The following is a 14,728-nucleotide window of genomic DNA, read 5'->3' on the forward strand; positions in this document are numbered from 1 at the left end:
CATGACACGCCCGACCTATTCCATCGACTTCGACGCACCCGGCGAATTCCTGCGACTGACGCTGCGCGGCGACTGGGACACCGACATAACCGAGCGCTTCGCGGCCGACGTCGCCACGACGCTGCGAAAAATGCTCGCGTCGGGAACGCGCCACGGCCACCTCCGGACGTTGATCGACATGCGCGAAAAGAACCTGCTGCCGCAGAACGTGGTCGCGGAATTCGCGAAGATGGTACGCCCCGACTCACCGTCGTTCCGCATCGCGATGATCGTCGCGACCAAGCTGCACGCGCTTCAGGCCAAACGCATCTCGGACGACAAGCGCGCGGTATTCGACAGCGAAGCGGCGGCCATGGCCTGGCTGATGGAAGGCAAAACGGCGCCCCTGGATGCGCAGGGCGCCCCCAGGATAGGATAGATCACGCGTCGCGTTGACGGGCGGGGTAGAATTCGGCCACGGCGGGTCATGCGCCTGTTCAAGCCGATCCTCGCGGGCGGATCCCTGCCCGACCGTCTGCTCGCGTGCCTGGGCGCGACGATCGGCATCGGGCTGACCATGCTCATCTGCGGCCGGCTTCACCTGGGCGCCGCGGACCTTCCGATCATCGTCGCGCCGCTCGGCGCATCCGCGGTTCTCGCCTTCGCCGTCCCCGCCAGCCCCTTGGCGCAGCCCTGGTCGGTGATCGGCGGGAACACCGTGTCCGCCGTGGTCGGTGTTGCCGCATGGCGCCTGATTCCCGACGTGACGGTCGCGGCCGCCGTGGCGGTCGGCGGCGCGATCCTCGTCATGTCGCTGTTGCGATGCCTGCACCCGCCCGGCGGCGCGGCGGCGCTGACCGCCGTCATCGGCGGTCCGGCCGTGCACACCGCCGGCTTCGCCTTCGCGCTGGCGCCCGTCGCGCTCAACTCGCTGGCCTTGGCGATGCTGGCGATCGTCTTTCATCGTGCTGGCAGGCACAGCTATCCGCACGTGCCCGTCGCGCTACCCCCTTTGCCGGGTCGGCTGCACGTGCAACCCGCCGACATAGACGCGGCACTCGACGACATGCACGAAAGCTTCGACATCGCGCGGGAGGATCTCGATGCCCTGCTCGACCATGCCGCCCGGCACGCGGCCGAGCGGCAGGCCGGTAGCTAGGGCTTACCAGCCCCGATCGCCGTAATCGCGGTACGCGCGGCGGTCCTCATGCCGCGCGAATCGAGCATCGCGGCGCGCCTGCGCCCGATGATAGGCGGCGGCTCGGGCATAGGCGTCCGCGGCACGGTAATCGCCGTAATAGGCCGCGGCATTGGCCGCGCGCTGATCGCGCCACGCCTCCTGCGCGCGGACGTCCGCACCGCGATAGGCACGGTCCGCCTGCCAGCGATCATAGCCCCAGGATTGTGCCTCGGCCGTGGCGGCCGTCAGCGCGATGCCGCCGGCGAGGACGGACAGGACGATGCGAAAACCCTTCATCACCGATACTCCTTCACACGGGGTTCGACCCCGGATAAAGGCGTGGCATCGCGCGACTGAACCGGGGATGATCGCCGCCGCAGGCGACGGTGCCGGCGTCCTCGCGACCACACCGGTACCGTCAAGCCGCATCACGGCCGGCAACGGCTTGCGGGCCGCGCAGGCCGGCCGATCTCGCTCGAACCGTACATTGTGCGATCCGGCAAGTCTGGATCGGGGCGGTGTCGGTCATCACCTCCAGCCTGCCACTCACACAGCGTAATCTGGAGGGGCGGCCGGGCGGAGAAGCGGGCAGGCACCGCTTCCTGGCCCGATGGTCAGATCCTAGCTGTCGTAGCGACCGGCGAAAGTCGAGATCGCGGCGCGCCAGGCGACGGGCTGATCCCACTGGACCATGTGCGCGGCATCGGCCACCTGTGTGAAGCTCGCTCGCCTGAACTTGGGCAACAGCTTGCGGAACTCGACCGGCGGGATCAGGTCGTACTGACCGCACAGCAGCAGGGTCGGCGCGACGATGTCCCCAAGCCGGGCGGTCTCATCGAGACTCGACAAAGCGCCCGTGAATGCAAAGCCGTCGCCTTCGCCAAGCATATAGGCGCCCACGGCATCGCCGCGATCCAATGGGGTGCCGTCCATATAGACGACGCCATTCCGCGGCTTGGCCCCTCGGTACATCAACTTCCCGTGGAGCGCACGCGCCGCCGCTTCGACGAGCGGTTTTTCAGCCGCGCTCACCGGCTTGCCCGACATATCGCGCAACGCCACCGCGCGCTGGTCCGGCGGCAGCAGGTCGAGATGTCTGCGCAGGCCGGCCGTGAGCATGTCGGCGGTCATCGGCGCGTCCTGGATGATCAGGCTACGCAGGCCGCCCGGCTGCCGCTCGGCATAGCGCGCTGCGACGATGCCGCCCCAGCTGTGCCCAAGCAGGTGGAACTCGCGGATATCGAGCGCGGCGCGTATGGCGTCAATTTCGGAGGCGAACCGCTCGATCGTCCAGTTGGCCCTGTCGCCTGGGGCATCGGAATGACCGCTATCGAGCTGATCGTAGAGGATGACACCCCTCTCGCTCGCCAGTGGAACCGCCGGAAACAGCTGCCAGCAGGCGCCACCCGGCCCCCCGTGAACGAAAATGATCGGTTTGCGAGGTGCCTTGAGATCACCGTTGACCCGGACGAAGATGGAACCGCCTCGGATGGGAACCCGCAACTCGCGATCGGCGGGCGGGACCAGCAATTCCGGCGCAGCCGCGCCCGCGCGGGAGCTTGCGAATATCGCGGCTGAACCAGCACCGACGAAAAACGTGCGGCGGTCGATAGACAGCATGCTTATTCTCCCGTTTCTTACAGGCGCCGCACTGATCTTCAGACCTGTGCCTGCAGCTTGCCGAAGCGGGCGGGCCACCTGGAATTGCGAAGGCGGACGTGTTTATCGATCAGCCCTGCGTTCCTGCCAAGTCCCCGCCCATCGGCGCCGCATCATCTCCGCGCCCGTCCGAGTGCCCCGCCAGCCCGCCCTCGCCGCGAAGGGCAGCTTGGCGACAGGTTGGATCGGAATGGCCAAAAAAGGGGCGGCGCGTCCTATGCAGCCGGTGGTCGTCCGATCACGGCCTAACGGCTTGGGCGGCAGTGCTAACGTCGGCGCACGATCTCGCAGCCGACGGCGGCGTCCGGATAGACGTCGGGCTTCTTGGATCGGACACGGACGTGGCGGACGCGCGGGTCGGCGAGACATCGCGCCGCCACCGCCTCGACCAGCGTTTCTTGCAGGTCGAAACCGGGACCGTCCACGAGAGCGAGGATGCCGTTGCGGACGAAATCATAGTCCAGCACCTCCTCGATCCGGTCGCTGCTTGGTGGCGCGGGATAATCGACTGTCATCCACACCGACAGGATCACCCGCTGCGGCACTGCCTCATGCGGGTGGATGCCGAGGCGCATCATGACCTCGAGCCCCTCGAGGATCGTCGTGAATTCAGCCATTCCCGTCGCCCCCTCGCCCCTCGAACATCACGTCGCCGTCTCGCTTGAGGAAGCGTTGACCGCAATCAACGTACAGCGTCTGACCGGTCACGCTGCGCGCGCCGAGCAGATAGACAACACCGTCCGCCACCGCTTGCGCGCCGACGGGGCGCTCCAGCAGGTTGCGACGCGATACCGTGTCGAATTCCTCCTCGCTCTGGTCGCCGCTGCGCAAGGTAAGGCCGGGCGCGACCGCATTGACGCGGACACGGGGGGCGAGCGCCTGCGCCAGCATCGTCGTCGCACCCGCCAACGCATATTTGCTGAGCGAGTAAGAGAAGAAATCAGGGTTCGGGTTGGCGAGCTTCTGGTCGAGCAGATTGACGACCACCCCCTCGTCCAGATCCTCCTGCGCCGCGAGCGCTGCGGCAAGCATCGCCGGGGCGACCGCGTTGATCGCGTGCAGCTCGGCCGACAAGCCGGGATCGATCGCCTCCGGCCGGTCGAACGCGAAGCGCGACGCGCTGTTGACGAGCGCGGCGATCGGAGCGCCCGTCGCGAGCCGCGCGCGGGCGAAGAGCGTCTCTACGTCCGCCGTATCGGCCAGGTCGCCCCGCACGTGCACGCCGCCGAGCGCAGCCGCCACCGTCGCGGCCTCATCCGCCGATTCGCGGAAATGGATCACCGGGCGCCAGCCGGCCTCCGCACAGGCGCGGGCGATCGCGGCCCCCAGCCGCTTCGCGCCGCCGGTCACGAGCACCCAGCCTCGCGGCCGTTCGCTCACGCCCGCGTCAGACCGATGAGCGCCAACACCTCCTTGCGGCTGCGCTCGTCGTCGCGGAAGACGCCCATCATCCGGCTCGTCGTCATCGATACGCCCGGGGTCCGCACGCCGCGCGCGGTCATGCAGGCATGACTCGCCTCGATCACCACGGCGACACCCTGGGGCTTCAGGTGGGTCCAGATGCAATCGGCGACTTCCGCCGTCAGTCGCTCCTGCACCTGCAGGCGCCGGGCATAGGCGTGGAGGACGCGCGCAAGCTTGGAGATGCCGACGACATGGTCCTTCGGCAGATAGGCGATGTGCGCCTTGCCGATGATCGGCGCCATATGGTGCTCGCAATGCGACTGGAACGGGATGTCGCGCAACAGCACGATCTCGTCATAGCCGCCGACCTCCTCGAACACGCGAGACAGGTGATGCGCGGGATCGTCGGCGTAGCCGGCACAATATTCGCGCCACGCCTTCGCCACGCGTCGCGGCGTATCCACCAAGCCTTCGCGTGTCGGATCGTCGCCCGCCCAGCGGATCAACGTTCGCACGGCTTCCGCAACCTCTGCGGGGATCGGCGCGTCGCTGGTCTGGCTCACCAGATCGCCATCGTCCGGCGTATCTCCGGTGTCGGTCATACATCGAGATCCTTCGTCAGCCGGCCGAGCGCCGGCTCCGGACAATAGGTACGATCCCGCAACGGTTCCAGAGGATGTGGCTTCCCGGACGCATACGTAATTATCTTCACCTATGCCGCTTGACTGGCGAAACCTAGGATAACACCCTGCGAGATAACGGATGTTGTGCCGGATCGCGGGCATCAGACCAGCGGGCGGCGTTCCTTGGGAGGGTGCCACCGTGATCAAATATCGCCTGCTTGCCGCGACCGCCATCATTGTGGCGACCGCGGTGCCTGCCGCCGCGCAGACCGCCGACACGACCAGCGCGCAGAATGGCGCGCCGACCAACGGCCCGGGACAGGAGGCGCCGTCGGGCACGACCACCGACTCCCAGGCCAGCCTTGGCGACATCATCGTCACCGCGCAGCGCCAGTCGCAACGGTTGCAGGACGTGCCGATCGCGGTCAGCGCCTTCACGGCCGACAATCTCCAGAAGCAACAGATCGTCAATCCGGCCGCGCTGCAGCAGTCGCTGCCCTCGATCACCTACACGAAAACGGGCTTCACCACCTCCAGCTTCACGATCCGTGGCATCGGCGATCTTTGCGTCGGCACGTCGTGCGACACCGCGACGGGCATCCACGTCAACGATATGCCGCTGACGACGACGCGGCTGTTCGAGACGGAATTCTTCGATCTCGAGCGCATCGAGGTCCTGCGCGGCCCGCAAGGCACGCTGTTCGGACGCAATGCGACTTCCGGCGTGGTGAATTTCATCACCGCCAAGCCCGATCTCACCGCCATCCACGCCGCCGGCGAATTCGAATATGGCAATTACGATTCGAAACGCGCGCAGGCCATGTTCAACCTGCCGATCGGCGATACGCTCGGCATCCGGGTCGCGGGTACCTATCTGAAGCGCGACGGCTATACCCTCAATACCTACGACAATCGGCGGATCGACGACCGCGATCTCTATGCGGTGCGCGGCACGCTGTCTTGGGCGCCCTCCAGCGACACGCGCGTCGACCTGATCGGCTATTATTTCCACGAGCGCGACAATCGCAGTCGTATCCAGAAGCAGCTCTGCCATCGCGACCCGACGGGCGTGCTCGGCTGCCTGCCCGACACCAAGGGCTTCGAGACGACGAACGGCCTTTCGACGCTGGCCGCGGTGCTGACGTCCACCGAATTCTTCAACGTCAACAATCCGGTGCTCGGTCGCTTCGCGCTGCAGAGCCTCTACGGCACCGATCCCTATGCCAGCGTGATCAATCCGACCGACGTGCGAACCGTCCGCGTCGATTACACGCCGACCTATTTCGCCGAGGAGGAGCAATATACCGCCAAGATATTCCACGATTTCGGCCGGGTGAACTTCAACTTCACGGGCGGCTACGCGCGCAACACCGTGGACAGCACGGTCGATTACAACCTCGCCGTGGAAGGGTCGCTGGCCAACAACCCCGGCCTGGCGCAGCTCAACGCGCTCGGCCGGGCGGGCAGCCCGTTCGCGTTCCTCAACGGCGTCCGCCAGACGCTGATCCCGAACGGGCCGGCCGGCGGGGTCTGCCAATCCGCGCCCGACCCTAACAATCTGGGTGTCTACGGCGGCGCGAGCATCGGCTGCTATCCGCAAAGCCTCGACTTCGACCGTTCGCGCATCACCAGCCGCCAGATTTCCGCGGAGGCGCATGTCGACAGCAGCTTCGACGGGCCGTTCAACTTCCTGCTCGGCGGGATCTATTTGGACAATCGCAGCAGAAACAACGACTATTTCGTCAACGCCTTTGGACTGGATTATGCGTCCGGCATCCTTGGCGCAGCCTCGTCGGCGGCCATTCCGGGGGTCGGCGGCAACGCTTTCCTCGCCTCGCCCTTCTATCGCAACGACACGCCCTATTTCCGGCTGAAATCCTGGGGGGTGTTCGGCGAGACCTATTTCGAGGTCAGCTCGCGCGCCAAGCTGACGCTTGGCCTGCGCTACAATCATGACGACAAATTTGTGCAGGCGCGCAACCTGACGCTCAACGTACTGACGCCGTACAACGCCACGAGCATCAACGGCGGCCTGAATTACGCCTCGACCGATTTCGATCCGACGACCGCGGGCGTGCAGGATTATGCGGTCCGCCAGGTCGCGTTCGGCCGGCTGACGGGCCGCGCGGTGTTCGACTTCAAGATCACGCCCGACAATCTGCTCTATGCGTCCTATTCGCGCGGCTACAAGTCGGGTGGCATCAATCCGCCGTTGCCGGCGACCTTCACCGTGCCCCAGGCCTTCGCACCCGAGCAGGTGGATGCCTTCGAGATCGGTTCGAAGAACAGCTTCGGCCACGGCGCCCTACGCCTCAACATCACCGGTTTCTACTACAAGTACAAAGGCTTGCAGCTTAGCCGGATCGTCGCGCGCACCGCGGTAAACGACAATGTCGATGCCAACATATACGGTCTGGAGGCAGAGGCGATCGTCAGCCCGACCCCGCGCTTCGTCGTCAACATGAACATGAGCGCGCTGAAGACGCAGATCACCGGCGACAAGCAACTGATCAACCCGCGCCTGCCGTCCGGCGGTCGCACCGACACGGTGATCATCAAGGATATCACCAACGCCTCCAACTGCGTCGTCATTCCCACCGCGGGCGGCGCGGCGGCGGCGAACGGCTATGTCGCGGCGGTCAACAGCGCCATCGGCCTGCGGGCGCCCACCGCCGTGCCGGGCACCGGCACCACCGGCGCATTCGGCATATGCTCGGCGCTCGCCGCCTCCGCCGCCAATCCGTCGGCGCCGCTGCGCGCCCTGTTCGGCGTGCCCAGCGGCGCGCTGCCCTTCACCGTCACCGATGGCGTCGGCGTCAGCCTGAACGGCAACAAGCTGCCCCAGGCGCCGACGTACAAGTTCGCGGTCGGTGCGCAATATACGATCCCGGTCGCGGGCGACTGGACCATCGTGCCGCGCGCGGACCTGAACTACACCGGCAACTTCTATGCGAGCGTGTTCAACATGAACATCGACCGCGTACCTGGCTACGAGGTCGTCAACGCACAGGTGCAGGTCAACGCGCCGGGCGACCGGCTGTATCTGCGCGCGTTCGTGCAGAACCTGACCGACAACAACGCCATCACCGGCCAGGCGGTCGGCGACCAGTCGTCGGGCCTGTACACCAACATCTTCACCATCGAACCGCGTCGCTACGGCGTCGCCGCCGGGTTCAAATTCTGATCGTGGCGGGTGCGGCGGCCCGTCGGACGCAACCCGCGGGCCGTTCGCGCGCTGTCATCCTCACCCAACAGGAGGAACGGACATGGCAGCGAACCTGAAGGCCGGCGACACGGTGACGTGGAAGAGCCACGGCGGCACCGCCCACGGCAAGGTCGAGAAGAAGGTGACGAAGGACACCAAGATCAAGGACCACACCGTCCGTGCGTCGAAGGACGACCCGCAATATATTGTAGAGAGTGACAACGGCGGAAAGGCGGCGCACAAGGCGGGGGCGCTCAAGAAGGCGTGAATCGCTCCGCCCGGCGATGGACCGGGCGAAACAGGAAGGAATGCGATGGCTACCACTACCAAGACCGGCGGCATCCACGCCCCCGTTCAGCCCTCGGCCGAGCTCGGTGCCGTCGTCGGCAACGAGAAGCTGCCGCGCAGCCAGGTGATCAGCAAGGTGTGGGACTATATCAAGTCCAACAACCTGCAGAACCCGGAGAACAAGCGCGAGATCCTCGCCGACGACAAGCTGAAGAAGGTGTTCGGCAAGGACAAGGTCACGATGTTCGAGATGAACAAGTACATCTCGCAGCACGTGAAGGCCTAAGGCGCCAGCGCGTATTCCCGAGGGCGTACCGGTTTGATCCCGGTACGCCCTCACGGCGAAGGTCCCGCCCCGGGCCGAACGACGACGCGACGGCGTGCCGTCGCAGGGCGATCAGGCGCGACCCGATTTGCGCGGGCTGAGGAAGGGCATGGCGATCGTCGAGGCGATGATCATCACCGCGCCCGCCAGCACATACATCCAGAACGAAACCGGCTTTGCCGACATCTCACCTGCCCCGATCGTCGCGCGGAGCAGCACCAGCGCCGCCCCGATCGCAAACCCCATACAAAAGCCGCGCAGCGGCGTGTCCATTGCCTGCCCCATATGGCCATATCGTCCCGGACGGAAGCGCTAGCTGCGCTTTGTTGCGCCCGATTTTCAGCCAGGACGTGCAAAGTGTCGCAATGTGTCGCGAACCCGATCAGCCGGATGTCGCAGACGGGTGGCACGGCGGGAGCACCGGGGGGAAACCCGCCACCGCCGTACCGAAGCGGCATATGGCCATGGCCCTTACGTTCGACAAGGGCGGGCGCAGCGACGGGCCGGGGCGACGGATCCACGATGCCGGGTGTCGCGACGGGGTCGTGTGACGAGCACGAAACTGCATTGCCCGCCGCGACGCGTTCATAACGCATCGGCAACGCTGTTCGTCCAGTCCCGTTCGTCGGTTTTCGTCGCGTCCGATCGCATATCTACCGCGCGCTGGAACCACGCGGCCTGCGACCTGCGGATGTTGCCCGCCCGCGTCGAACGTTGACCCTGCCGGGATTTGGCTCCTGCCTATATTTGGCCGATGCTGGATTTGACCATTCTGGCGCCCGACACGTTCCGGACGCACCGTCGCCGCCGCCAAGACGCGACGCCCTCACGCCAGCGACGTCCAATCCGGTTCGGCCGGCATCGCCGATGCCTTCGTCGTATCGAAAGGAGTGCCCCAAGGGGACGAAGCCGGGCACGCAAGCCACTGGAAAGTGTCGGTTGCTCCCCGACGCTCGATAAGGCGTAACCTACAGATCGTAGCCTGGAGCTTCGTCCTCCAGTAGCAACGGTGGATAGACGATCGGCTTATCTCCGAAATGCCGCCGCAACGCACGCTCGCGGCGCTTGAGCACGTCTTCCTCCGGATCGATTTCGTCAGGATAGTAATAGGCGACCTCGAATTTGCCATCGCGCAACACGTATTCCAGTTCCGACCACCGATCATGCTCATCCTCCGCCTCCCACAAATCAAGAAGCGCATGCAGCAAGCGTTCGTCTAACGACCGCCGATAGAGCAGTTGATTACCAAGGTCCTTGAAGATAGAATCTCCCACCATGTTGTGATCGAGTTGGGCGTAGAGCAGCGTGGGTTTCGACGGATATTCGCTGTCGTCCATCAGCAATCCGCCGATCTCCTGCAGCAGACGTTCCGACTCGGTTTCAGCCACGGCGATTCTCCGATCGTTCGTTAGAAAATTTCACACTCTTTCCCTGCCATCGACCGTCCACCACAGGTTGATCGTCGATGGTCGCACGGACTTGCCCCTGAACTGCGGAACGATTCTTACCGTCACCGCCCGTCCGACACGCTTGTCTCTCGCCCATTCATGCTCGAGCAGACGGTAGCCCCCGCGGTTGAAATTCCTGTCCTGCGCGAAGTGGTTGAACGCGTCGGTCGGACCGTCGAAGCGCGCAGCGATGTAATGGCCGCGGTCGTCGCTCGCGCGGCGCTCTGTTCCGCCCGCCTGCCGCTGTGAAGTGCGAGAGCGGCGTGGCGCTTCAGACAATCGTCAACGTACCGGAAACGCGCCGCGTCCGCCCGCGCGCGTCGATGTGATAGGCATAGCCGTTGCGAACGACCGTACGAAATTCTTCGCTCGGCGTGCTCGCGAGCCGTGCGGCAGTCCCATGTGTCGCGGCGATCTGATCCGAAGACGCACCGGCCGTCGCCGACCCCGGTAAAGGAGATGGACGCCGTTTCGGATCGGGCACCCCCCCCACGTTCCTGATGCTCCCGCTCCACGAAAGCTACCGCCGCCACCGCCGACGAATCCGCCACTCGTCCATGTGCCTCCAGGCGAAGACTCGTGAGCGGATGACTTTGGAGACGCCGCATGATTGGCCGACGCGGCAGTCTGCGCCGGGACCTTCGGCGTGCGACCTCTTGCCGGATTGTGCGGTTTCCGCCGGGACAAACCAGCCGACCAATCGCCTGAACCAGTCGCGCCGCCACCGCCGCCCCTACCGCCACCCGGGAAGCCGCCGTCCCCCCACTGGCCATGACGCTGTCCGGCGCCGACAAAAGTGAAACGGCCCGTGCCCGGATCGTGCCAAGGGTTGAACTTGAGTTCGACCCCATCCGCGTTTGTTACGGAGGGAAATCTGCCGGTCCGCAGCCATGTTGAAAAGGCGCGCCGTCTTTCGCTGTCCGGTATGTGCGTCATGCTGACCCGCAATCCATGCGGGAAGAACATTTGAGCAACATTCTCCAACAGGTCAAGCCGTATTCGGCCGCCGTCGTGCTCGGCACCGCCCTGAGGCACCCAGTTTCGCCCTCTATGGGCGCGATCTGACGAGAGTGGTGCCCCTGGCCGGACTCGAACCAGCATGCCTTGCGGCGTTCGATTTTGAGTCGAATGCGTCTACCAATTTCGCCACAGGGGCAGCGAAGATGCGCCCGGTAGCCGATGCGACGGCACACGGCAAGCGGTACACGTCCGCGATCTCACGCGGCGGGCGGCCGGCGTCGATAGCTCAGCGCTTCGGCGACATGCAGGCGCGACACCGCATCGCTGCCGGCGAGATCGGCGATGGTCCGCGCCACGCGGAGGACCCTCGTGTAACCGCGCGCGGACATGCGAGTCGCTTCGGCCGCCTGCGCCAATAGCCTGCGGCCGGCGTCGTCTGGCGTCGCCACCGCCTCCAGCAGCGCGCCGTCCGCCTCCGCGTTGGTGCGTGGCGGCTGGTCGACATAGCGCCGCGACTGGACGGCGCAGGCTTGCGCGACCCGCGCCGCGACCTCGGCCGACCCCTCGGCCGGCGGCGGCAGGATCACATCGGCGGCCGTCACCGCCGCGACCTCGGCGTGCAGGTCGATGCGGTCGAGGATGGCACCCGTTTTCAAATTGGGGTCATTCAAACAATGGGCCGCCAACAATAGCGATCTTCGCGCTCAGATGGACAGGCAGCGCTTGTGCGAGACCCGACATCCTATCGTCGGGCAAGGGCGCAAAGACCAGCACAGAGATGCCATCGTCATTTCGCTCTATCCGCGACGGTGGGAAGCCTCGGGCGGTGACATGGCTCACAGCCGCAGCTTCGTTAGCGGCAGTCACGCTGAAGTAGCTTTCACTGAATCCACACACAGGCTCCCTCCCGTCTCAGTTCGTTGGCGCGCGACGACGATAGCTGAGCGCTTCCGCCACATGAACACGCCCGATTGTTTCCGCTCCTGCAATATCGGCGATTGTGCGTGACACACGAATCACGCGGTGGAAGCCGCGAGCCGAAAGCCGCATTGCTTCCGCCGCTTGCGCGAGCAGCTTGCGGGCCGGCTCGTCGAGAACGGCCACCCGCTCCAGCAAATTGCCATCCGCTTCAGCATTGGTTCGCACGCTCGTCCCTACATACCGATCACGCTGAATGGCTCGCGCTGCGGCGACCCGCGCGGCGACCTCCGCTGACCCCTCGGTTGGCGGCGGAAGGACGAGGTCGGCGGCCGTCACCGCCGCAACCTCCACGCTTAGATCTATACGGTCGAGCAGCGGACCCGACACTTTCGCCTGATATTCGGCGGCGCAGCGGGGCGCCCGGGCGCAGGCGAGGCTGGCATCGCCCAGATGGCCGCAGCGGCAGGGGTTCATCGCCGCGACCAGCTGCACCCGCGCCGGAAAGGTGACGTGCTCATTGGCGCGTGCGACACTGATCGTCCCGGTCTCGAGCGGCTGGCGCAGCGAGTCGAGCACCGCGCGCTGGAACTCCGGCAGTTCGTCGAGGAACAGCACGCCAAGATGGGCGAGGCTGACCTCCCCCGGCCTGACGCGCAGGCCGCCGCCGGTCAGCGCCGCCATCGAGGCACTGTGGTGCGGACTGCGAAATGGGCGCGCGCGGGTCAGTCGACCGCCGGCGAGCGTGCCGGCGACCGACTGGACCATCGACACCTCCAGCGCCTCGGCCGCGTCGAGCGGCGGCAGGATACCGGGCAGGCACGCCGCCATCAGCGACTTGCCCGCACCAGGAGGCCCGATCATCAGCAGGTTGTGCCCGCCCGCCGCGGTGATCTCCAGCGCTCGCTTGGCGACCTCCTGGCCCTTGACCTGCGCCAGATCGGGCCCCGGCGCGGGTACATCGATCCCGCCGGGCTGCGGCGCGGCCAGCAGGCCATGGCCCTTGAAGTGGTTGATGAGCGCGAGGAGGTCGGGCGCGGCGAGCACCTCCACCGAGCCTGCCCAGGCCGCTTCGGCGCCCTGCGCCGCGGGGCAGATCAGCCCCGCCCCTTCCCCGCCCGCATGGAGAGCGGCGAGCAATACGCCCGGCGACGGCGCGATCCGTCCGTCCAGCCCGAGTTCGCCGACGACGACATAGTCCCCCAGCGCCTCGACATCGATAACCCCCATCGCGCCCAGGAGACCGAGCGCGATCGGCAGGTCGAAATGGGATCCCTCCTTCGGCAGGTCGGCCGGCGACAGGTTGACGACGATCCGCTTGGGAGGGAGCGCGAGGCCGAGCGCGGCGACCGCTGCGCGCACGCGTTCCCGACTTTCGCCGACCGCCTTGTCGGCCAGCCCGACGACATGGAAGCCGGGGAGGCCGGGGATCAACTGCACCTGCACCTCGACGGCGCGCGCCTCAAGCCCCAGATACGCCACTGTCCGAACGATCGCGGCCATAACCCTCCCCAGCCGATTTGTGTTCATATCGGATTTGTCGACGCTGTACATGGGCGCGTCGCCCGCTACCGCCCGCCGGGGCGACTTGCGTTTGCAATACACCCTCGCCAGATGAGCTTCAGCATGTCCGCCCGCTCCAAACAGCGTCATCCCGCCCTTCGCCTGATCCAATTGGGCGGCGGCGTGCTGCTGATCGTCGGCGCCGGGATCGTCGCGCCGCTGCCGGGACCCGGCGGAATCTTCCTGTTTGCGGGCGGCCTGGTGCTCGTGTTGCGCAATTCCCGCACGGCGCAGGTCCATTTCGTGCGGCTCAAGCGCCGCTGGCCGCGGACCGGCGCCCTGGTCGACCGCGCGATGCGTCGCCGCTCGGCCCTGCGTCGCCACGCCCGCGACAAGGCGGCGCGGTCACGGTGACCCGCGCGTTGACTTGGACCGGGCTTGCGGGTAAGCGCCCCGACCATCCGGCCGCCCTTCGTGGTGGCCCTTTTCTATTTCGACGTACTCGAGGAATGAACGATGAAGCGGACCTTTCAGCCGAGCAACCTGGTGCGTGCGCGTCGCCACGGGTTCCGTGCGCGGATGGCGACGGTGGGCGGCCGGGCGGTGATCCGGGCGCGTCGCGCGCGCGGCCGCAAGAAGCTGTCGGCGTAATCGCGACCTTGACCCGCCGCCGCGACTTCGTGGCGGCGAATGCGGGCCTGCGTGCGCCCATGCCGGGCTTCGTCCTGCTGGTGCGCCCCCGCGACGACGGTGACGCGACGATCCGCGTCGGCTTCACCGTCACCAAGAAGATCGGCAATGCCGTCGTCCGCAATCGCATGAAGCGGCGCTTGCGGGCGTTGGCGCGCGAGATGCTGCCTGACGGCGGCATCGCCGGCGCGGACCATGTGCTGATCGGGCGAGAGGGCGGGATCGAACGCGATTTCGCCGCGCTGCGCACCGAATTCGGCAAGGCGCTGGGCAAGATCGCGCGGGGCGAATCGGCGCCGGCGCGCGGCCCCCGTCCGCCCAAGCGGCGGCGATGACGGCCCGCCTGCTTATCTTCCTCGTGCGCCTGTGGCAGATCGGCCCGTCGGTCGTGCTGCCGTCCTCCTGTCGCTACCAACCCTCCTGTTCGGCCTATGCAATCACGGCGCTTCGCCGCTATGGCGCGCTGAAGGGGGGCTGGCTGGCGGCGAAGCGGATCGCGCGCTGTCATCCCTGGGGCGGGTACGGACCCGATCCCGTCCCGTAAGA

At 66.4% G+C, this 14,728-nt stretch carries 18 protein-coding genes, 1 tRNA gene and 1 pseudogene; 9 read left to right on the forward strand and 11 right to left on the reverse strand.

The features are described 5' to 3' along the window. The first annotated feature begins 1 nt into the window (after position 1). Both RF701_RS06460 and RF701_RS06465 read left to right on the forward strand, forming a co-directional pair. Entirely contained in the window at positions 2-418 is a 417-nt protein-coding gene (locus RF701_RS06460; RefSeq protein WP_308814463.1) for a hypothetical protein, read from the forward strand. A gap of 48 nt (positions 419-466) precedes the next feature. Further along, positions 467-1,138 carry an HPP family protein gene (locus RF701_RS06465; RefSeq protein ID WP_308814464.1) on the forward strand — a complete coding sequence of 224 codons (672 nt, stop codon included), beginning with the start codon at positions 467-469 and terminating at the stop codon, positions 1,136-1,138. Between the two features lie 3 nt (positions 1,139-1,141). Here the strand turns inward: RF701_RS06465 and RF701_RS06470 are convergent, their stop codons facing one another. The 5 genes from RF701_RS06470 to folE all read right to left on the reverse strand — a co-directional run bounded on the left by RF701_RS06470 (position 1,142) and on the right by folE (position 4,824). Further along, the gene (locus tag RF701_RS06470) at positions 1,142-1,456 is read right to left on the reverse strand and encodes a hypothetical protein (RefSeq protein WP_288938158.1); all 315 of its coding nucleotides are present in this window, start codon (positions 1,454-1,456) and stop codon (positions 1,142-1,144) included. A gap of 324 nt (positions 1,457-1,780) precedes the next feature. Then, complete coding sequence (locus RF701_RS06475) at positions 1,781-2,779, reverse strand: alpha/beta fold hydrolase (protein WP_308814465.1); 999 nt, start codon at positions 2,777-2,779, stop codon at positions 1,781-1,783. 305 nt (positions 2,780-3,084) lie between these two features. Beyond that, positions 3,085-3,435: a dihydroneopterin aldolase gene (locus RF701_RS06480; protein ID WP_308814466.1), complete on the reverse strand. Its 351-nt coding sequence runs from the start codon at positions 3,433-3,435 to the stop codon at positions 3,085-3,087. Beyond that, positions 3,428-4,198, reverse strand: coding sequence for an SDR family oxidoreductase (locus RF701_RS06485; protein ID WP_308814468.1), 771 nt, complete (start codon positions 4,196-4,198; stop codon positions 3,428-3,430). Before RF701_RS06485 ends, RF701_RS06480 begins: the two co-directional genes overlap by 8 nt. Continuing rightward, positions 4,195-4,824 (reverse strand): GTP cyclohydrolase I FolE, encoded by a 630-nt coding sequence (folE, locus tag RF701_RS06490; RefSeq protein WP_210358079.1) that lies wholly within the window; start codon positions 4,822-4,824, stop codon positions 4,195-4,197. The genes RF701_RS06485 and folE overlap by 4 nt, the downstream gene beginning before the upstream one ends. A 220-nt stretch (positions 4,825-5,044) precedes the next feature. Here folE and RF701_RS06495 point away from each other — a divergent pair, with 220 nt between their 5' ends. The 3 genes from RF701_RS06495 (at position 5,045) to RF701_RS06505 (ending at position 8,624) form a co-directional block, all read left to right on the forward strand. Continuing rightward, entirely contained in the window at positions 5,045-8,029 is a 2,985-nt protein-coding gene (locus RF701_RS06495; protein WP_308814470.1) for a TonB-dependent receptor domain-containing protein, read from the forward strand. Between the two features lie 82 nt (positions 8,030-8,111). Further along, positions 8,112-8,318: a DUF2945 domain-containing protein gene (locus tag RF701_RS06500; RefSeq protein WP_203309520.1), complete on the forward strand. Its 207-nt coding sequence runs from the start codon at positions 8,112-8,114 to the stop codon at positions 8,316-8,318. Positions 8,319-8,363: 45 nt separating this feature from the next. Beyond that, complete coding sequence (locus RF701_RS06505; protein ID WP_203309521.1) at positions 8,364-8,624, forward strand: SWIB/MDM2 domain-containing protein; 261 nt, start codon at positions 8,364-8,366, stop codon at positions 8,622-8,624. A 111-nt stretch (positions 8,625-8,735) separates the two neighbouring features. Here the strand turns inward: RF701_RS06505 and RF701_RS06510 are convergent, their stop codons facing one another. From RF701_RS06510 to RF701_RS06530, 6 genes and pseudogenes are all read right to left on the reverse strand, one after another. Continuing rightward, positions 8,736-8,936, reverse strand: coding sequence for a hypothetical protein (locus RF701_RS06510; protein WP_203309522.1), 201 nt, complete (start codon positions 8,934-8,936; stop codon positions 8,736-8,738). Positions 8,937-9,631: 695 nt separating this feature from the next. Then, complete coding sequence (locus RF701_RS06515) at positions 9,632-10,051, reverse strand: hypothetical protein (RefSeq protein WP_308814471.1); 420 nt, start codon at positions 10,049-10,051, stop codon at positions 9,632-9,634. Positions 10,052-10,081: 30 nt separating this feature from the next. After that, a complete protein-coding gene (locus tag RF701_RS17635) occupies positions 10,082-10,390 on the reverse strand; it encodes a DNA/RNA non-specific endonuclease (protein WP_374758598.1) in 309 nt (102 codons plus the stop codon). Positions 10,391-11,182: 792 nt separating this feature from the next. Next, positions 11,183-11,267, reverse strand: a tRNA-Leu gene (locus tag RF701_RS06520). 61 nt (positions 11,268-11,328) lie between these two features. Further along, positions 11,329-11,718, reverse strand: a pseudogene (locus RF701_RS06525) (ATP-binding protein); the annotation flags it as partial. 265 nt (positions 11,719-11,983) lie between these two features. After that, entirely contained in the window at positions 11,984-13,492 is a 1,509-nt protein-coding gene (locus RF701_RS06530) for a YifB family Mg chelatase-like AAA ATPase (protein WP_308814472.1), read from the reverse strand. A 123-nt stretch (positions 13,493-13,615) separates the two neighbouring features. Here RF701_RS06530 and RF701_RS06535 point away from each other — a divergent pair, with 123 nt between their 5' ends. The 4 genes from RF701_RS06535 (at position 13,616) to yidD (ending at position 14,726) form a co-directional block, all read left to right on the forward strand. Then, complete coding sequence (locus RF701_RS06535; protein WP_308814473.1) at positions 13,616-13,906, forward strand: hypothetical protein; 291 nt, start codon at positions 13,616-13,618, stop codon at positions 13,904-13,906. Positions 13,907-14,008: 102 nt separating this feature from the next. After that, positions 14,009-14,143 (forward strand): 50S ribosomal protein L34, encoded by a 135-nt coding sequence (gene rpmH / locus RF701_RS06540; RefSeq protein ID WP_028056723.1) that lies wholly within the window; start codon positions 14,009-14,011, stop codon positions 14,141-14,143. 8 nt (positions 14,144-14,151) lie between these two features. Further along, the gene (rnpA, locus tag RF701_RS06545; RefSeq protein WP_210358090.1) at positions 14,152-14,517 is read left to right on the forward strand and encodes a ribonuclease P protein component; all 366 of its coding nucleotides are present in this window, start codon (positions 14,152-14,154) and stop codon (positions 14,515-14,517) included. Next, entirely contained in the window at positions 14,514-14,726 is a 213-nt protein-coding gene (gene yidD, locus RF701_RS06550; RefSeq protein ID WP_203309527.1) for a membrane protein insertion efficiency factor YidD, read from the forward strand. The genes rnpA and yidD overlap by 4 nt, the downstream gene beginning before the upstream one ends. Positions 14,727-14,728 lie beyond the last annotated feature (2 nt).

Source organism: Sphingomonas sp. GV3 (assembly GCF_031082075.1).
Taxonomy (GTDB): Bacteria; Pseudomonadota; Alphaproteobacteria; order Sphingomonadales; family Sphingomonadaceae; genus Sphingomonas; species Sphingomonas beigongshangi.